General features: G+C 37.1%; 18 protein-coding genes and 1 pseudogene. 4 read left to right on the forward strand and 15 right to left on the reverse strand.

The features are described from left to right. Positions 1-82: 82 nt before the first annotated feature. Both glpD and CWB65_RS14585 read right to left on the reverse strand, forming a co-directional pair. Entirely contained in the window at positions 83-1,621 is a 1,539-nt protein-coding gene (gene glpD / locus CWB65_RS14580) for a glycerol-3-phosphate dehydrogenase (protein ID WP_138740855.1), read from the reverse strand. A gap of 326 nt (positions 1,622-1,947) precedes the next feature. Beyond that, positions 1,948-2,706 (reverse strand): DeoR/GlpR family transcriptional regulator, encoded by a 759-nt coding sequence (locus CWB65_RS14585; protein ID WP_138740856.1) that lies wholly within the window; start codon positions 2,704-2,706, stop codon positions 1,948-1,950. 222 nt (positions 2,707-2,928) lie between these two features. On the opposite strand from CWB65_RS14585, the gene glpK reads away from it, so the two are divergent. Beyond that, the gene (gene glpK / locus CWB65_RS14590; protein ID WP_138740857.1) at positions 2,929-4,407 is read left to right on the forward strand and encodes a glycerol kinase GlpK; all 1,479 of its coding nucleotides are present in this window, start codon (positions 2,929-2,931) and stop codon (positions 4,405-4,407) included. Between the two features lie 374 nt (positions 4,408-4,781). Continuing rightward, on the forward strand, positions 4,782-5,975 hold the full coding sequence (locus CWB65_RS14595) for an iron-containing alcohol dehydrogenase (RefSeq protein ID WP_138740858.1): 1,194 nt from the start codon (positions 4,782-4,784) through the stop codon (positions 5,973-5,975). A 635-nt stretch (positions 5,976-6,610) separates the two neighbouring features. Here the strand turns inward: CWB65_RS14595 and CWB65_RS14600 are convergent. The 7 genes and pseudogenes from CWB65_RS14600 to CWB65_RS14630 all read right to left on the reverse strand — a co-directional run bounded on the left by CWB65_RS14600 (position 6,611) and on the right by CWB65_RS14630 (position 10,914). Further along, positions 6,611-7,419, reverse strand: a pseudogene (locus CWB65_RS14600) (Dam family site-specific DNA-(adenine-N6)-methyltransferase). A 35-nt stretch (positions 7,420-7,454) separates the two neighbouring features. Then, positions 7,455-7,718, reverse strand: coding sequence for a hypothetical protein (locus CWB65_RS14605; RefSeq protein WP_138740859.1), 264 nt, complete (start codon positions 7,716-7,718; stop codon positions 7,455-7,457). A 238-nt stretch (positions 7,719-7,956) separates the two neighbouring features. Beyond that, positions 7,957-8,703, reverse strand: coding sequence for a nucleotidyl transferase AbiEii/AbiGii toxin family protein (locus CWB65_RS14610; protein ID WP_138740860.1), 747 nt, complete (start codon positions 8,701-8,703; stop codon positions 7,957-7,959). A gap of 8 nt (positions 8,704-8,711) precedes the next feature. Next, positions 8,712-8,912: a hypothetical protein gene (locus CWB65_RS14615; protein ID WP_138740861.1), complete on the reverse strand. Its 201-nt coding sequence runs from the start codon at positions 8,910-8,912 to the stop codon at positions 8,712-8,714. 275 nt (positions 8,913-9,187) lie between these two features. Then, positions 9,188-9,787 (reverse strand): hypothetical protein, encoded by a 600-nt coding sequence (locus CWB65_RS14620; protein ID WP_138740862.1) that lies wholly within the window; start codon positions 9,785-9,787, stop codon positions 9,188-9,190. A 33-nt stretch (positions 9,788-9,820) separates the two neighbouring features. Further along, positions 9,821-10,162, reverse strand: coding sequence for a hypothetical protein (locus CWB65_RS14625; protein ID WP_138740863.1), 342 nt, complete (start codon positions 10,160-10,162; stop codon positions 9,821-9,823). Positions 10,163-10,353: 191 nt separating this feature from the next. Then, positions 10,354-10,914 carry a hypothetical protein gene (locus CWB65_RS14630; protein ID WP_138740864.1) on the reverse strand — a complete coding sequence of 187 codons (561 nt, stop codon included), beginning with the start codon at positions 10,912-10,914 and terminating at the stop codon, positions 10,354-10,356. A gap of 31 nt (positions 10,915-10,945) precedes the next feature. Between CWB65_RS14630 and CWB65_RS14635 the strand changes: the two genes are divergently transcribed. Together CWB65_RS14635 and CWB65_RS14640 are read left to right on the forward strand one after the other, a co-directional pair. Continuing rightward, entirely contained in the window at positions 10,946-11,497 is a 552-nt protein-coding gene (locus CWB65_RS14635) for a hypothetical protein (protein ID WP_138740865.1), read from the forward strand. Further along, complete coding sequence (locus tag CWB65_RS14640) at positions 11,497-11,763, forward strand: hypothetical protein (RefSeq protein ID WP_249365035.1); 267 nt, start codon at positions 11,497-11,499, stop codon at positions 11,761-11,763. Before CWB65_RS14635 ends, CWB65_RS14640 begins: the two co-directional genes overlap by 1 nt. A gap of 90 nt (positions 11,764-11,853) precedes the next feature. Here CWB65_RS14640 and yfbR read toward each other — a convergent pair whose 3' ends face one another. The 6 genes from yfbR to CWB65_RS14670 form a co-directional block, all read right to left on the reverse strand. Next, complete coding sequence (yfbR, locus tag CWB65_RS14645) at positions 11,854-12,447, reverse strand: 5'-deoxynucleotidase (RefSeq protein ID WP_138740866.1); 594 nt, start codon at positions 12,445-12,447, stop codon at positions 11,854-11,856. A 135-nt stretch (positions 12,448-12,582) separates the two neighbouring features. Continuing rightward, the gene (locus tag CWB65_RS14650) at positions 12,583-13,497 is read right to left on the reverse strand and encodes a DNA cytosine methyltransferase (protein WP_138740867.1); all 915 of its coding nucleotides are present in this window, start codon (positions 13,495-13,497) and stop codon (positions 12,583-12,585) included. Then, positions 13,484-13,903, reverse strand: coding sequence for a hypothetical protein (locus tag CWB65_RS14655; protein WP_138740868.1), 420 nt, complete (start codon positions 13,901-13,903; stop codon positions 13,484-13,486). The genes CWB65_RS14650 and CWB65_RS14655 overlap by 14 nt, the downstream gene beginning before the upstream one ends. Before the next feature lie 107 nt (positions 13,904-14,010). Beyond that, positions 14,011-15,522: an LPD1 domain-containing protein gene (locus tag CWB65_RS14660; RefSeq protein ID WP_138740869.1), complete on the reverse strand. Its 1,512-nt coding sequence runs from the start codon at positions 15,520-15,522 to the stop codon at positions 14,011-14,013. 6 nt (positions 15,523-15,528) lie between these two features. Further along, a complete protein-coding gene (locus CWB65_RS14665; protein WP_138740870.1) occupies positions 15,529-15,945 on the reverse strand; it encodes a hypothetical protein in 417 nt (138 codons plus the stop codon). 121 nt (positions 15,946-16,066) lie between these two features. Continuing rightward, on the reverse strand, positions 16,067-16,459 hold the full coding sequence (locus CWB65_RS14670) for a hypothetical protein (RefSeq protein ID WP_138740871.1): 393 nt from the start codon (positions 16,457-16,459) through the stop codon (positions 16,067-16,069). Between the last annotated feature and the right edge of the window lie 301 nt (positions 16,460-16,760).

A 16,760-nucleotide genomic window follows, 5' to 3' on the forward strand; every position in this document is an offset into this window, starting at 1 on the left:
ATTAGTTGTTATTTTTAGTACTAACCTTGGCTAACTAATGCAGCCAAGATTAGTACAGTATTTGATGTAAGGGATAGAAGTGTTACGCTTGTTTTTGTTGTAATTCAATTGTTGAAGTTACAATTTTACTGGCCGTAGTTGTACCAAGAAAACTTTCCAATGCGTCTTTTTCTGTTTGAGTTAACTGCAAACCTAGTTTGCTGCGACGCCAGATTATGTCTTCAAGGTTAACGGCCCATTCATTCTCTATTAAGTACTCAACTTCTCGTTGATAAAGACCTGCACCAAAATATTGTCCCATTTCTTCTAACGAGCTAAGACCCGCACAAATTTCATGACTTAACATGCCATAAGAGCGAACATAACGATTAATTATTTTACGAGGTAGCCAGTTATATTGACGTTGCAGACTGGTTTGTAAATTGTGCTGATTGTCAAAGTTGCCACCGGGTAATGCCGCATCAACTGTCCAACTTTTGCCAGCACTTGGAAAATAATCAATAATTCCATTAACCGCAGCTTCAGATAATTTACGATAAGTAGTGATCTTGCCGCCGAACACTGACAATAAAGGCGCTTTTCCCTGAGGCGCATCCACTTCAAAGGTATAATCACGTGTTACCGCCGCTGCCGAGTCTGACTCGTCATCAAGTAACGGACGCACTCCAGCATAAGTCGCTACAATATCTTTCGTCGATATTTGATGTTTAAAATGATCGTTGACTACCGAAATTAAATAGTCAGTCTCTTCTGTTGAAATAGATGCTGTGGCGGGATCGCCTATATGCTCAACATCAGTAGTGCCGATTAAAGAAAAATCGTCTTCATAAGGAATAACAAAAACAATGCGGTTATCTTCATTTTGTAAGATATATGCCTGCGATTCGGTATGAATACGCGGTACTATAATGTGACTACCTTTAATCAAACGAATTTGTTTCGGTGAACGAATTTTCAATGCGTCATCAAAGAAACGGGTTACCCATGGACCTGCAGCATTTACTAACGCTTTAGTTTTAACTACCTGTTTTTGCCCAGTTTGATTATCATGAAGGGTTACTTCCCAAATATCGCCCACTCTCTTAGCATTAGAACAACGAGTGCGTGTCATAATACGCGCACCTTTATCTCTAGCAGCTATGGCATTAAGCACCACTAAACGAGCATCATCAACCCAAGCATCCGAATATTCGAATCCTTTGGTTATTTTATCAACAACAGGGCTGTTTTTGTCAAATTTAATACCATGAGAGCCTTTTAAAGTCATACGTTTAGCTAAGTTATCATACATAAACAAACCAATTCTGATCATCCACGATGGGCGTAAATGTCGACGATGAGGTAAGCGAAAACGTAGCGGGCGTATGATATGAGGAGCATTTTTTAGTAAAACTTCACGTTCCGCAAGGGCTTCTCGTACCAGACGAAACTCATAATATTCAAGGTAGCGTAATCCACCATGAATGAGCTTACTGCTATTAGATGAAGTTGATGACGCAAGGTCATTCATTTCACAAAGTAAAACATTTAGTCCTCTACCCGCTGCATCTGCAGCAATACCTACACCGTTGATGCCTCCACCAATAACTAATAAATCATGAATATCATTTTTAGCGTTCATATTGTTCTCTTTAATTTCCACAAGCAGGAATTTAACTAAAATGCTAATTTCCCTTCGGTTGTGTTTATTTATATATGTTGAATAATGTTGATTTTCTATACAATAACCTCATATCGAAAACAGATCAACACAAAACGAATATTAACGAACATTAATAAATATTGCTTTTATACTACAAACGATATGCATATGATAATTATAAGGATTATATTTTTACTAGTGAGAGGTATTAATTGATCTATTCAAAGAAGGTTTGCTTTAGAGAAAGGAGAGCATTATTAACTAGTGTTAGTTCGGAATGCTTTATAATATTTTCTGGTTTAGTTTTAAGTCAGATGCAAAGTAACTCGGTGATCTGAAAGGATCTGTTGTATTTCTGCTGGCGGGGTAGCGTCGGTAAAAAAATGATCTGCCTGATTGATGTTACCCAAGCGAACCATGGCATTGCGTCCAAATTTTGAATGATCAGCGGCTAAAAGTACCTGACGAGAATTAGCTATAATGGCTTGGGCTACCCTAACTTCTCGATAATCAAAATCCAATAAAGAGCCTTCTAAGTCGATACCACTGATACCAATAATGCCAAAGTCCATACGAAATTTTTTAATAAATTCTTCCGTAGTTTCACCAATAACGCCTCCATCTCTGTGGCGTACCTCGCCACCAGCAATAACAACTGAAAAGTCTTCCTTAGCACCTAGAATAGAAGCAACATTTAGATTGTTTGTTACGATTTGAAGACCTTTATGCTCCAACAAAGCCCGTGCAATAGTTTCAGTTGTCGTTCCGATATTAATGAAAATTGAGGCTCCATCGGGGATCATATTTACCAAGTCAGCAGCAATTTTTTCCTTTGCTTCAAGATCCATAATTTTTCGCGTTTGATAATCGGTATTGACAGTGCTAGATTCGGTGCCTGCACCGCCGTGATAACGGGAAATTTTCTTTACCTTGGCTAGTTGATTAAGATCACGACGCACTGTTTGTGGTGTTACTTTAAAATGCTTTACTAATTCATCAATGGTAACAAAACCACTTTGTTGAATCTTCTCAAGAATTAATGCCTGTCGTTGTTGTTGTGTCATGCTAGTTATATTTTACCGGTTAATAATATCAATTTATCAAGAGGGCTGCTTAGAGGTAAAAAAAATATTGCAGCTATACTTAACTATTCTGCCAGTAACAGAGAAATTAGCAAACACATTTAGCTAATAATATTATTTGTGCTGTTGTAATTATTACATAAAGGTTATAAAGTGAACATTATCGAACATTAATGAAAGTTTAACAACTTATTTGGATTTTATATGAGTGACTATATTTTAGCCATAGATCAAGGCACCACAAGCTCTCGGGCTATCTTATTTAACCGTGAAGGCCACAGCGTGCATTCTGCCCAAGAGGAGTTTCCACAATATTTTCCAAACGATGGTTGGATTGAACATGAGCCAGCAGATATATGGCAAACGGTAGAGCGTAGCTTTCAACAGGTCATTGCAAATGTTGATACGAGTAATGATGTAGTCAGAGCTATTGGTATCACCAATCAACGTGAAACTACACTAATATGGGATCGTAAAACAGGTCAACCGCTATATCGAGCCATCGTTTGGCAAGACCGTCGTACCAGCGAGTATTGTCAACAACTTAAAAACGAAAATTTGGAATCGTTAATCAGTGAGAAAACTGGATTATTAATTGACCCTTATTTTTCCGCTACAAAAATACGCTGGATTTTGGACAACGTTGATGGTGCTCGCGCTCGTGCTGAAAAGGGAGAGTTGGCGTTTGGTACAGTAGATAGTTATATATTATGGAAATTAACTGGTGGAAAAGAACATCGCACCGATGCAACCAATGCATCACGCACTATGTTATTTAACATACATACCCAGCAATGGGATGAAGATTTATTAAACCTTTTCAATATCCCTCGCGCTTTATTACCTGAAGTGATGGACTCTTCAGATAACTTTGGTGTCACAGATAAGGAAACTATGGGGGTTGAAATCCCTATATTAGGTATGGCTGGTGATCAGCAAGCAGCGTTATTTGGACAAACCTGTTTCCGAGAAGGTATGGCCAAAAGCACCTATGGCACAGGTTGTTTTATGATTGTCAATACAGGTGATATTGCGTTGAAATCAGAAAATAGGTTGCTGTCGACAGTCGCCTATCGAATTAATGGCAAAGTAACCTACGCTTTGGAAGGCAGTATTTTTATTGCAGGGGCTACCGTTCAATGGCTTCGAGATGGTCTTAAACTAATTAATGATGCAGGAGATACTGAACCTTTAGCACGTCAAACGCCAATTGATCATGGTGTGTATTTAGTACCTGCATTTACAGGCTTAGGCGCTCCCTATTGGGATCCAAATGCCCGTGGAGCTATCTTCGGTTTAACTCGAGATACAGGCATTAAAGAAATTGTTACCGCTGGTTTGCAATCAGTTTGTTATCAAACTAAAGATTTACAAAAAGCGATGGAAAGTGATGGTGAAAGACCTATTGCATTACGCGTTGACGGAGGCATGGTAGCAAATAACTGGGTGATGCAATTTCTTGCTGATATTTTAGGCGCGACGGTTGACCGCCCACAAATTACTGAAACAACGGCATTAGGTGTCGCTTATCTTGCGGGACTAAAGGCTGAAATATATAACTCACTTGAAGAATTAGAAGGTATGTGGCAGCGGGAAAAGTGCTTTGAACCTGAATTTGATAAGCCGACTCGTGATAGTTTATACGATGGTTGGAAAAATGCTGTACGCCGTGTGCAAAGTTAATAAAACACTTGGTTCATTACTTTCGGCAAAGCCTGTTCATTTAGGATGGTATAACAACAGCATAATTACCATTTTATGCTGCCTCGATAAGATTAAAACCTTAATCGCAGATATGGTAATTATTAGAGGACTAGTTTGAAATTATTTCAAGCTTGTCTTCTAATCTGAATAGCTTGATCTAAGAGCAATAAATAGCCAATGCTTTCAATACGCAATAACAAGTCAAAATTAAGGTCAAAACCTATCTCACTATATGATGGCGGAAACGATCCTAAATCGATCTGAAACTTATAGGGCTGTCCTAGTTGTTTTGATAATATTTAACGAAAATTAAAGCTCAATATTGAAATAAACTACTCAGTTTAGGATTAAATATGGAATACTTACTAGAAGCATTTAACTTCGCTAAATGGCCCAAAATCTATTACGGCCCCGGTATTACAAAAAGTCTTGAAAATACCTTAGCTGATTTAGATAATGTGTTATGGGTAACCGGTGGGAAAGAAGGTTATTACTCCTCCTACTTTAAAATGTTTCTTACCATTAGTGGCATTAATATTAATAGTAAGAATCTAGTACAAATCAGTGGCGAACCAAGTCCGCAGGATATTGATGCAATTTGCCAACGATTTCAGGATGAAAATAATCAAACTAACATAAACAAAGTTATCGGGATTGGTGGTGGTTCTGTCTTAGATGCCGCTAAGGCCTTATCAGCAATGCTGGTAACACAACATAGTTTGTTAGATTATCTTGAGGGGATAGGTAAAGGATTAACGCTGCCAGATAATATTCTTCCATTCGTTGCGATTCCCACCACATCAGGAACAGGCAGTGAAATGACTTCGAACGCAGTATTTAGTCAAGTTGGAGACCAAGGTTATAAAAAATCAATTCGTCATGACAAGCTCATTCCCACAGAAATTTGGTTAGATTCAAGCTTAACAACCACTTGTCCTCCCTTACAAACAGCCTGTTGCGGACTCGATGCTTTTACCCAACTACTTGAAGCCTACTTATCGACTAAAAGTAACCTCATGACAGATATGTTAGCTGAAAAGGGTATGCAACTCATCATAGATAACCTTGATGCAGCCTGTTCTCATGGCGCACAAAATACCAAGGTTCGTGGCGCACTGGCAATCGCATCTATGCTATCTGGAAGTTGCTTAACCAATGCAGGCCTTGGGATAGTTCATGGCATAGCGGGTCCTATGGGTGGGTTTTATGATATTCCACATGGTGTAGCGTGTGCTGGACTTATCGCAAAGGCGAACCAAGTAACACTAGATGTCATGATAAGAGAAAATAACAACAAAGATATAACAAAAATGGCAAAAATAGGACTGCTGTGCAGTGACCATAAAACCTTAACTAAAGAGCAATATTGCCAAGCCCTAGTTGATAAGCTTTACCGTTGGCAAAAAAAATTTAAAATCCCTAAATTTGCACAATACGGTTTAAATCATGCCACATTAGATCAACTTATCAGTGCCTCAAGTTACAGGAATAATCCCGTCAAATTAAGTGATAAAGAGATTCGAGATATTATACAAGCTTGTATTTAACCTATTGCCAGTTTTCTAGATAGGGGTTAGTCAACGTAAGCCATGCAAACTAAATTTTTATGATTAAATCTGTTATGCATTTTACTATCGAATGAATGTCCGCTTTAGCTATTCAGATATTGCACCTTAAAAGTACGCTAATGTCGAGAATGTGCAACCGATCTGAATAAACTTAGAGTTAAGAATGTTTGCTTCGTAAGTATCCTTACAAGCAATTTCATAATCAATTCCTTAAACGGGCTAAAACTGAATTTGGATTAGTTTTTGTATCGGTAACGCCCACTTAAGCGGACAAAAGTAGTTGGCTATACGGTGCCGCAAGACCATGATGAAACTAACTTTAACCGTATAACCAACACAAGGGCATTAGATCAAATTTTAGCGATGAGGTTCTCTTGGTGGGATATTTTTACTCAAGGTAAGAAGCCTGTAAAATACAAAAGTTATTTGGCATAATTATTACTACTCATTTTAGCCAGACTCAATAATACCTTCATATCTAGCTGCCGAATTCGGTTGAAGGCTATTTATTTCGAAATTAACTATTCATCGATTCGAGATTGTAAGGATAATGTAAAAAATTTTTTTGAGTGAATTCAATGTCTGTAAAAATAAAGCTAACTTCCCTCCTTCTATTATTTATAAAGAGCTAATATTTCCTCAACTTTGATTCGCCCCTTACCTTTTTGACTTATCGTGCGTTGTACCTGAAAAAACTTCTTTTTAGAGGCATCTTTATACAGTTCACGAGTGAAGTCTACATGGTGATTTGATATCAATGTCGGGACATTATTATTTTTAGCAACTTCAGCACAATCAACTAAGCGTTTTTGGTCTTCATCTGTAAACGAATTACCTGCGTAAGCCGTGAAGTTTGAAGTAGGATTTATTGGTGAATAAGGTGGATCACAATAAACTACATCATTAGCTTTAAGCTGAGCGAATGCAGTTTCAAAGTCACCTTGAATGAATGTAGCTTTTTGGGCTTTTTCAGAAAAGTATCTTAGCTCATCTGTTGGGAAGTACGGATGCTTATACCTTCCAAAAGGAACATTATATCCACCACTCTTGTTGTAGCGGCATAACCCATTGTAGCCATGCCTATTTAGATATAAAAATAATAGAGACCGTTCATATGGATCACTAGACTGATTAAATTGGCTTCGAAGTTCATAATAAATTTCAGGCTGATTATTATTAACATTAAAGAAACGCTGAGCATCAGCAATAAATTCATTCGGTTGATTTTTGATGATGTTGAATAAGTTAATTAGATCTTTATTCATATCTACCAAAAGATACTCATCAAAGTCTAAATTAAGGAAAACTGAACCACCACCCACGAAAGGCTCAACTAACCTTTTTTTACCTCTTTTAGGTAATAGATTAGCAATTTCATGAACAACTTTTTTTTGCCTCCGGCCCATTTCAAGGCCGATCGCATTCCTACGGGAGATTGAGCTTTAGTCACGAAACAGCCTATAATTTATTTGTAGCTAAAGCTAACATAGATATTTGAACGAAAGTAGATGATATATCACTTTTCATAGTTTTAAAAAACATAAATGCGGAGCAGTCGAGTTTCATAAAAAAATCGTAAGAGTACCCTACCCACTTGGCTCTATAAGCTTGGAAGCAACGCTTTATGCTGCCCCATAACTCTTCTGTACATTGGTGTTCAACTGTTACTTTATTACCTGTAATTGTAATGCCATTTGCAAGAACGCTATATAAATCAAACATAGTGAATAACCTTAACTCTAATAATTAACTTAAAGTTAAGGTATCAATTACTCTGAAAATGATTTGAATTGGGGGTGTTATAAGATTCGAAGCTGCTCAGGTTCCTATATTCTGATTTAAATTAAATCGGTGATTTAAATATTATGAATTCCAGAATAAAGATAGACTTCACCATCTTTCGTTTTTACTTTACCTATAGCTGAAAAAATACAGTGCCCCGTTAATGTATATTCTTACATTACATTGACGGGGCTGAACTATGATTTATTTCTTTTTTTGGTTCGTTGCTCAGGTAGCTCAGCAATTCTTTTGATTCGTTAAGAAGTAAATCCCGAATCAAATTTCTATCTATGCTCAGGTTTGCACCACTATCTGCAACCTTAAGCAGCTTGCCTGAATCGTGGTTTAACGATTTTAATTGTTTTATTAAGTCCTGTTTGGGAGCTTTACCATAGATTCTTTCACAGTTTTCCCATACTGAATCAGCTGGCTTCCCCCATACTTTTGACATCATTAATATATCAAACATGTCCTTATTGTCAGGGGAGTATTGTCTATCTGAATGGGCTAGTGCTTTAGTTAAAAAACAGCCATCCCTATTGACCATAGGAACACCAAATGGTTTATTTGTGTCAGGCTTCAGGTTATAACCGTTGATATTAACCAATTCTAGCTTAATAGGAGTGTCTTCAATTAAAACTACCGCTCTCACAGCATCTCGGTTAATTCGGATCTCCTTAACTAAATTCAACTTCGTCTTTAGTAAATCTCCAAAACCAACATTAGTCACTTGACTTCGCACTGCTTTATACGATTCGAGTGATGGACATAGAAAATCCACATCTATTGATTCCCTAAACTCATTTAACTCTAATGATATACGAGTCCCACCACCAAAAAGAATATTATTTTTTTCTAGGTATTCACTATTGAAGCAATTCAATAATTTTTGAATTTTTATATGGTGCTGTCTTTTGAAATTCATATTTACCTCTAAAATAACGCTACGCCAGCACCGTAACGATTAACCAGGTCATCTATCAATGCAGTTTCTTCAGGTGATAATTCGTGTTTATCGAACCACTTGCTGACGCGTTCTTCATAATACAAAAACGCATCTTTTTCACTTATTTCTAACTTATGGTAATCCCAAAGAATTTGCTTTAATGCAGGGTAATTTTCTATCAAAATCACAATTATTCTCCTTAATTTGAATTACCTAATCAAGAAACTATAAACAGTTATTAGCACTAGCGTTAATTAAAAAGTTAACAGCCATGATAATCCTATTTAGCCGTTCCAACTAAATAAAGTATACCTTAAGTTAAGTTAATCATACTACCATGGATGATGTTACTAAAAGAGGTGTTAAGGAAATGCTTTTGGGTAAAACGAGCGAATGTCGGAAATTGAAAAATTTTACCAACCGGTAGCGGTTTTTTTACTGAGTATTCTCTCATGATTTTTCATCAAAGATCTAATTGTTCATAGCGCTCATCAAATAATGATCCGCATAGTGATTTATATCTACCATTTGAGCTGGCGATAATGTTAACTTCATGATTAACGTCTAACCGGTATAACGTGTTATATGGATGGGGATTAATAAGGCCGGACTTAACAGCGCTGAATAATGAGAAATTGCATTCCAAACTACTAATATACTCTTCAGTTTGTAGCGGGTTAACTTCTAATATTTCATCAAACCATTCATCGAACTCAGTGCAATAGGTGGTTTCGTTTGTGACTGGTGACTTGATAACTTGCTCATTCAAATATAACTTTTGCCATAATGGGATGGCATGCGCTGAAGTACACTCACGGCTTGGAGCTAAGGCCATGGGGTAAACATCTGCCATGGCCAGTAGGTACAATGAATGCGACAATCCTTGTCTTAAATTTGTTTCAGCGGTGGCGCAATGGCGCACCCAGTAGTTACCGCAAGTGGTACTTCCCAACTCTAGGAAAGATAAAATTTGCCCCTCATTTTCAACCATGTAAATAATCACATCATTATCATGATATTTAATTAATTTATTGCTTTTGTTGGCCATTAAAGGGGTAAACATACGATAACCTTGATTAAGTTAGTAATTCACGGCCTAAGCCGCAACTGGTTCTTCAGCAAGCTTTAAATTATTGCGTTCAAGTACGTATTCAATAAACTGATTAACACGAGCCTCGTCAACGACCAAGTTATCCAGTTTTTTCTGGCCAAAGCGCTTCGCTTCTTCAACTAAACCTTTCACCCCACTAAAACCTTTGATTGTTTGCCAGCCATCGCTTTTAGTGACAGGCTGAACCGATAAGTAATAGCCGCGCTTTTCATTTTCATAACTTGCATAGTTGATGCCGCCAGCATTAAAGCGAACTGAAATAACAATACAATTTGAACTTGAGCCCGTTACAGGGATTTCTCTGATAATGCGATTACGTTCTGCCATGTTGATTCCTTAATTTGTTGTTGATGACATCACTAAGGTGACAAATTAAGGGGAGGATTTCTGATAAGGTGGTGTGGTTCGCTCCAACCTGTTTTTCAAATCAATCATGGTCCCCGTATCGCGATAGCAGATACGGGTCAACAAAAAGCCACGGTAATTTTATTAAATAAAGAGCTTTTGCTGTCGGATTTTTATTTTGCCAAAAATTCAACCTCGGTTATGGCGTTTTCAGGTGGTTTTTCGTTATATGGAATATATTCAAAGCGCTGTATTGTTTCCCCTAGAAGTTTCATATTTTTGGGTTTGTCATTGGTACCATAATCCGTATATTTTTTAGTGCGTCTGAATGCGCCACCAAGTTCATAAACCTTACTCTTAGTGAAAGCTAATAATTTGTACTTGTAACCGTTGTTGACCTTTACTTTTTGTCGTTCTGATTCATCCGATTCAATACCATCGGTTAAAATTGAAAATACATACTTAAAGTGTTTGTTATGATTATGCTTAGGCCCAACAATTAAGTGTGCGATTTCATGAAACATTGTCTCTTTTAATTTATTGTAAGCCGTGGTACCTAAGAACGCTGGCGCGATTAATACCACTCCTTTATTGGTAACCTGGCCGTATTTTGATTTATGTTTATCTAGTTCGATACCGCTTGGTTGTAAGGCCCATTTTTCACGCGAAAAACATTCTGAAGCCGTTTCGATGCACTCTTTAAAAGTTGTATTGATAGTTACTAGTGAAATCATAATTCATACCTAATTGGTTGATGTAAAACCAATGTATAAAAATGCGATTAACATCACCGAAACGGTGGTGTTAATACTGCATTGTAGTAGAACCCCCTATCACACTTCCCACCATGAAAGCCAGTACATTAATGATGTAGAAAGCAATCAAATACCAAAGTTAAACATTAAAAGGGTGGATAAAGTGAAAAACACGGACTTAACAAAATTCAATCTTAAAGAAGCAGGCTTTAACGTGGCGGTTTTAACTACCTCACATGAAGCTTGTGAAGCTGATCAATGGCTTGTTGCTATTTACAACAATAATGAGCAAATCACTTTTACATTGCCGCCAGCATTATCTTATGAAAAAGCTGATGCACTAATGGAAAAAGTTAAAGCGTCTGGTGTAGTTGATTTGACCTTGTGGGATGCTTCACCTGAACACATCTGGTCTTATGATTGTTATCAGCAAACAGCGGAAGAGGCTAGAGAACAGCAGTTAGGCGAACAGAAAGCTGAATTTATCAGTGGTTATATTATTGCTGGCGGTAATCAGTTTGATGCTGAAACCGAGTGGAATTATAAGGTTTCTGAGCAATAATGGCTATTATTACAACGAGTGAAGCAGCAGAAATAATGCTTGAAAGTGGCGGTTGTTTTACAGCCGCCACCCTGGGCTATAAATTAAACATTTCCGCTAAAGAGGCTTCAGGCTTACTTTACAATATTAGAACGGGTAAGAAATACGTAACGGTTGAAACTGATTTACCTAATAGAACGGTTAAAGTGGTATCTATTTCAGGTCGCAAAGTGAGTGAAAATAACTTATGGCGTGTAGCTTTAGGTTTGAGCACTGCAAGCGCTTAAGATTAACGTATAAAGATATTGAACAATAGGCTTGCTTGACTCACCAATTTATGGGCGAGTCAAGCATAAGGAATAGGTAATTATGATGTATCACGCCTGCTTGCGATAAAGAGTATCAACGGTTTGATTGAGTGAGGTTAAAAACTTATCAATGAAATATGCAACGCATTCATACTTTAATCCCCAAGAATCGACACGCTCTTTAGTGGAATTTACAGCTTCAGCAAATTCATAATTACCCAACTTTAACTCTTTCAGTGCTTCAATATATGCGCAGATATCATCACTTGCTTTGCATAGATACCCCTCTCGACTGGTTTTACACTGGGTAGTATATGAGCTAAGCGAGTTTTGAAGCTCTGGTGGTAGCGAAGATAAAATAACATCTTCAAAATGCCGCTCTAAGCCCTTAATTGTATCGTGTACATCTTTATTATGGTTTTTAGCCACAGAATTAATATCACCAAGCAAGAGTTCGCCTGTTTCATGATAAATACACATTGTGGCCATGCGGTCTGGGTTAACGTCATTGTTAAACAAGTCACGATCAATTACACCTATCAAGTGAGCTACGATTGAGCATTCAAAACTATGAACGGCATCATTTGTTGGTGACAAACAATGATGTAAAGGCCAGCGGTTAATGTTTTTCGCTTTTAACCAAGATTCTAGAAAATTTTGCATGACTACCTCATTAAAATAATACTTATTGATTATGATTTTACACCGATTAATACATCTAATTGAAAAAGGGGTACCCTGTTATCAACTGAGCAACCTTTTGTGAATCACCTCAAAAAACTAATAACTTTAATGCTTCTAAGCGTTAGCTAGAACAGCTTTTATCACCTTTTCTGCCATAACCGGTGGAACAGCATTACCAATCATTTCTTTTGTGATTGTAGCGCCAGCGGGGAATTGATAATCATCAGGAAATGTTTGAGCAACTGCCATCTCTTTTATTGTTAGTGGTCTAATATACTCCCCCATCACCAAAGAATGTTTATTAACTGTGGTAATGGTACCGACTGGTTTATCAAGCGACCTACCCCCCAACTCTCCGCTATAAGCAGCATCTAAAAAAACATCACCGAATTTTTTACGGCCATGCTTTACTCTGTTTTGTGTTGCAATAACTCGGTTGCTTACCAGATCCCATTTATGGCCCTCAAATGAGGTATCTATAAAGGTTCTCGCTGGAACATGATCTACTTTCGGTAAATTCAAAGCTATTGGGTTTTTAGAGCGAGTAGCAACGATAAATATTCGCGGTCTATTTTGCGGTATTCCTAAGTCAGCAGCATTTACATGATTAATAGATAAGGAATATCCCATTTTTTTCATCGCAAACTCCCAAGCTTCAAATAAATCCCACTTTAAAAAACATTCAACATTCTCAATGATTGCTAAAGGCGATCTGTGCGCATCTAAACAATCCACGACCGCCCAAGCTGTACTTCGGCTTTTATCAGCCTTTATGCTTTTCTTTGCTGTGCCAGATGCTTTTGAATGACCTTGGCAACAAGGGGAAGCTAACGTCAGGTCATGATTGGGAACGAGAGACCAATCGGCTTGCTGTAAATCCTGACAAGCGTGTTCTACTTCGGGATGATTAATAGAATGGTATTCTACTGCCTTAGGGTTATGGTTTGCCGCCCAAGAGATGTTGACACCTGCCCTTTTAGCGCCCAGCGAAGTACCACCAGCGCCAGCAAATAAATCAATCCCTATCATTAGAAGCCACCTTAGCTAGGTTACTCAGGTAAGTATCTGCATGTTTTAATTCATCGGTTACCATGACAATATCTTCATCGCTATATGAGACACCGCAAGCGCCCTTAAGAATAAACTCAGCTACAGCTGGGTCGCTAAGCTTTATCGAGTTTAATGTTATAGACTGGGTTTTGATCCATGTTTTTATAAAATCATCCGCAGTCGCTTCACAATCGTCTTCACATGACCAGGTTGTGATCTCATCTTCATTAACAGAAAAAACAATTAATCCATCATCAAGGGTATAAACCCAAGTGATTTTATTACCCAGTAAGTCAACTGCACTTCCTTTGCGTTGGCTTTCGATGCAATCACAGTCATTCTCACCACAGAATGAGCATTTGGCAAAATCAGATTGATAAGACATATATTTCCTTAAGTTATTATTGTTTTGTAAAAAACATTGAGTGAATGGTGACACAATAAAAATATGACGTTTGAATTGGGGGTGTTTGGTCTACTATTAAAAAAACACTAAATAGCCGCAAATAATTGTTGTAACTCACTATTGAATAAGCTGTTTAAAAATATTCTCTCATCTCCGATTGGGTAAGGGTGCATGTCATATCGATGATCACTTTCTTTAGTGCCAAAAGATAACCATTGATTACTGATATTCATACCCTCAGTTCGGTCTTGAATATATGCCTCAAATGCCCTTGCTATTAATTCAGATGGTAAAGACCAATACTTTTTAGTGCCTTTCTGTCCATCAATAGATAAAGCGCGATTATAATATTGGCTGTTTTTATCAATACAATGGGATGTTATCTTATTGAACGCATCTAATCTGTGAGTGATGTCAATATGGTCAGGCTTTTTTGTTAATTCGCTGTACAATGTTTCATTATGACCACACTTTTTCGCCAGTCTATTATCAATTGAATGAAAAAACTCATGTGCAATCGAGCCTGCACCGTTAAATCTAGTCAAATTAATAATATTTAAAGATGGTTCATAATGAGCTGCCGCTGAACCTGAGCCACGAGCTCCAAATGCAAGGCCAAGAGCGCCAGCACCAATCCAACGCTGTGGGATCTCTAAAATTTCAGATAAAACAACGAGTGCATGATATGTATTACTTATAAAAGTTTGTCGCTCTATATTTGATAGTGCGTTACCAAATTGAATCCCGCGAAATGCAAAATCTCGCAATAGCATTTCAGCGCTTACACTGTTGAATTTAGTTGGCGCTCCCATTAGGTTGTTTATGACTTTTTTAGGCGTATAAAGATTAAGGGGGGCTTTGGGGGTAGATACGAACTGCGAACCATGGTTTTTAACTAATGCTGTTACTGCGCTTTCGTATGTGTCAAATTTATTCGTTATATTTTCATCGACCTCCCTCCAAGAAACGCTTTTAAAGTTAACATCACATAACCGGTAGAATGCTTTTTTTGAATGCTTATTAATTAATTTTATCGGAAAAAGCTTTATATTTTTTGCATTAACACTATTAGGCCAATCTAAATAAGGCAATAAAGTCTCATATTCTTTGTATTTCCCTTTAGGTGATAGAGCGTGAAACATCGTTCTACCTGTATTCCTGCCAGCCGCATATAATTGATAACTATTTTTTGATCCGTCATTAATATTTAGATGTTTTTTAAATGCTTTATTGAACACATCAAAACTAGCTAAGCTCGAAGCACTTTCACACCAATCTCTGATAAATAGTATTGATTTAATGAAAGCGTCTTCCCACATCAAATCTGTAATATCTACTCCATCCTCCCTAAGGTGAACCCCTACTTTTGGTTTGAGTCTTAATCCGTGATAATAGCTATAAATACGAGCTAACAAGTCTTTAGGGTAACCAATATTGAATAATTCAACCCAGTCAGGTTCAGGCCAAAGATATTTTAAAGTAACTGGTGACAACCTGTTATTATTACAATTTGAATTTAGGCTATCAGGGTCAGCTATGTGACCATGATGTTTCTTTGCATAAGGTAAATACTCCCCTACATCTAATATACTTTCCATAATTGTTTACGCTGCTATTTGTGTCGCAACAGGCGAAACCACCTTAAAAAACGCACTCCCTTGAATAGCTAGGTTTCTAAATTTTTCTTGGAATTTTTTATCATGGGTATACAAAACATAGGTAATATTGGGCACCGCTTTGTAATGATTTAAATCGCGTTTAAATGCTTGGAGTAATTGTTGATCTGCTCTGTCTTTTTCAGCTTCACTAAAGGGAATGTGATGAACCAAAGGCCGAGAACTTCCTATATTATCAACGATAAAATCAACCACTTTAGATAAATCATCTTTAAAGGAAACGTTGAATTCATGCACTTTAAGCTGCTTAATCAAATCAACACCTTTGTCATGAACGTTTTCAATATCATAATAAATAATATGTGGTGTTTTTTTTGGTTTGTAGTTCATTGGTATACGTTGCATAAGAACCTCTGGCTAAATGGACTTTATAAATCGACTGTATCAGTAAAAACATGATGAAAACATAAAAGGGGTACCTACTTGGATCAACTAATTATCCAGATCATACAAATAAGAAGCTCAGCTAATGAATTTGCTTTTGATCAAGGAAGATGAACTCGTTTGTGTCATACCAAGCTCTATCGTCATCAGGAGTAAACGTGGCACCAATGTAAGATAAATAAAAATCAAAATTGTTATTGTTAAACTGAGTTACAAAAGCATCTTTATCGATAATTAGGTGTTGCATCGAATTTACGGCAATCAATGCTGTTTTCTCTAATGAGTTTTGACAATACGAACCATGCTGATCACTAAAGCTTGGTGTAAATATATTATGAAGCCAACACAATAAATCAATTTCCGTTTCTTGTTTGCGTAATGATGGCACTGCGACATTAAGTAAGCTCTCAATATCACTAATGATCTCGTTGTTAACTATTAATTTTCCGGATGGTACGTTGATAACGGTGTACATATTCAACCTTAAAAGTATTTGTTTTGGTTAGTAAAACAACCAAACAATAAAACATGCTTAAATGGTATTTAAGAGTAAAAAAACCCCACCTTTTACAGTGGGGTCAAAGTAGTGAGAATAATAACTAAACAGTCCGGCTAAGGTGTTATTGGTTGGGGGAGCCACACATTAACCAGACATAACGCAATTTTATTAAAAATAATTGAGTGTTCAAGTGTAATTCCCGATCACCTTATGAAATAGAGTTAATTAAGCAAAAATCAAACTATTAAAATCTTTCTTGTTGTGGTCAACTAATTCC

Source organism: Pseudoalteromonas sp. S554 (assembly GCF_005930865.1).
In the GTDB taxonomy this organism is placed as follows: domain Bacteria; phylum Pseudomonadota; class Gammaproteobacteria; order Enterobacterales; family Alteromonadaceae; genus Pseudoalteromonas; species Pseudoalteromonas marina.

Excerpts from the sequence above, each read along its gene's own strand:
- CWB65_RS14595 (WP_138740858.1), top strand. The coding sequence starts at position 4,782 with ATGGAATACTTACTAGAAGCATTTAACTTCGCTAAATGGCCCAAAATC.
- CWB65_RS14655 (WP_138740868.1), bottom strand. The coding sequence starts at position 13,903 with ATGTCTTATCAATCTGATTTTGCCAAATGCTCATTCTGTGGTGAGAAT.
- CWB65_RS14605 (WP_138740859.1), bottom strand. The coding sequence starts at position 7,718 with ATGTTTGATTTATATAGCGTTCTTGCAAATGGCATTACAATTACAGGT.
- CWB65_RS14630 (WP_138740864.1), bottom strand. The coding sequence starts at position 10,914 with ATGATTTCACTAGTAACTATCAATACAACTTTTAAAGAGTGCATCGAA.
- CWB65_RS14585 (WP_138740856.1), bottom strand. The coding sequence starts at position 2,706 with ATGACACAACAACAACGACAGGCATTAATTCTTGAGAAGATTCAACAA.
- glpK (WP_138740857.1), top strand. The coding sequence starts at position 2,929 with ATGAGTGACTATATTTTAGCCATAGATCAAGGCACCACAAGCTCTCGG.
- CWB65_RS14660 (WP_138740869.1), bottom strand. The coding sequence starts at position 15,522 with ATGGAAAGTATATTAGATGTAGGGGAGTATTTACCTTATGCAAAGAAA.
- CWB65_RS14620 (WP_138740862.1), bottom strand. The coding sequence starts at position 9,787 with ATGTTTACCCCTTTAATGGCCAACAAAAGCAATAAATTAATTAAATAT.
- CWB65_RS14665 (WP_138740870.1), bottom strand. The coding sequence starts at position 15,945 with ATGCAACGTATACCAATGAACTACAAACCAAAAAAAACACCACATATT.
- CWB65_RS14635 (WP_138740865.1), top strand. The coding sequence starts at position 10,946 with ATGTATAAAAATGCGATTAACATCACCGAAACGGTGGTGTTAATACTG.
- glpD (WP_138740855.1), bottom strand. The coding sequence starts at position 1,621 with ATGAACGCTAAAAATGATATTCATGATTTATTAGTTATTGGTGGAGGC.
- CWB65_RS14640 (WP_249365035.1), top strand. The coding sequence starts at position 11,497 with ATGGCTATTATTACAACGAGTGAAGCAGCAGAAATAATGCTTGAAAGT.
- yfbR (WP_138740866.1), bottom strand. The coding sequence starts at position 12,447 with ATGCAAAATTTTCTAGAATCTTGGTTAAAAGCGAAAAACATTAACCGC.
- CWB65_RS14670 (WP_138740871.1), bottom strand. The coding sequence starts at position 16,459 with ATGTACACCGTTATCAACGTACCATCCGGAAAATTAATAGTTAACAAC.
- CWB65_RS14650 (WP_138740867.1), bottom strand. The coding sequence starts at position 13,497 with ATGATAGGGATTGATTTATTTGCTGGCGCTGGTGGTACTTCGCTGGGC.
- CWB65_RS14625 (WP_138740863.1), bottom strand. The coding sequence starts at position 10,162 with ATGGCAGAACGTAATCGCATTATCAGAGAAATCCCTGTAACGGGCTCA.
- CWB65_RS14610 (WP_138740860.1), bottom strand. The coding sequence starts at position 8,703 with ATGAATTTCAAAAGACAGCACCATATAAAAATTCAAAAATTATTGAAT.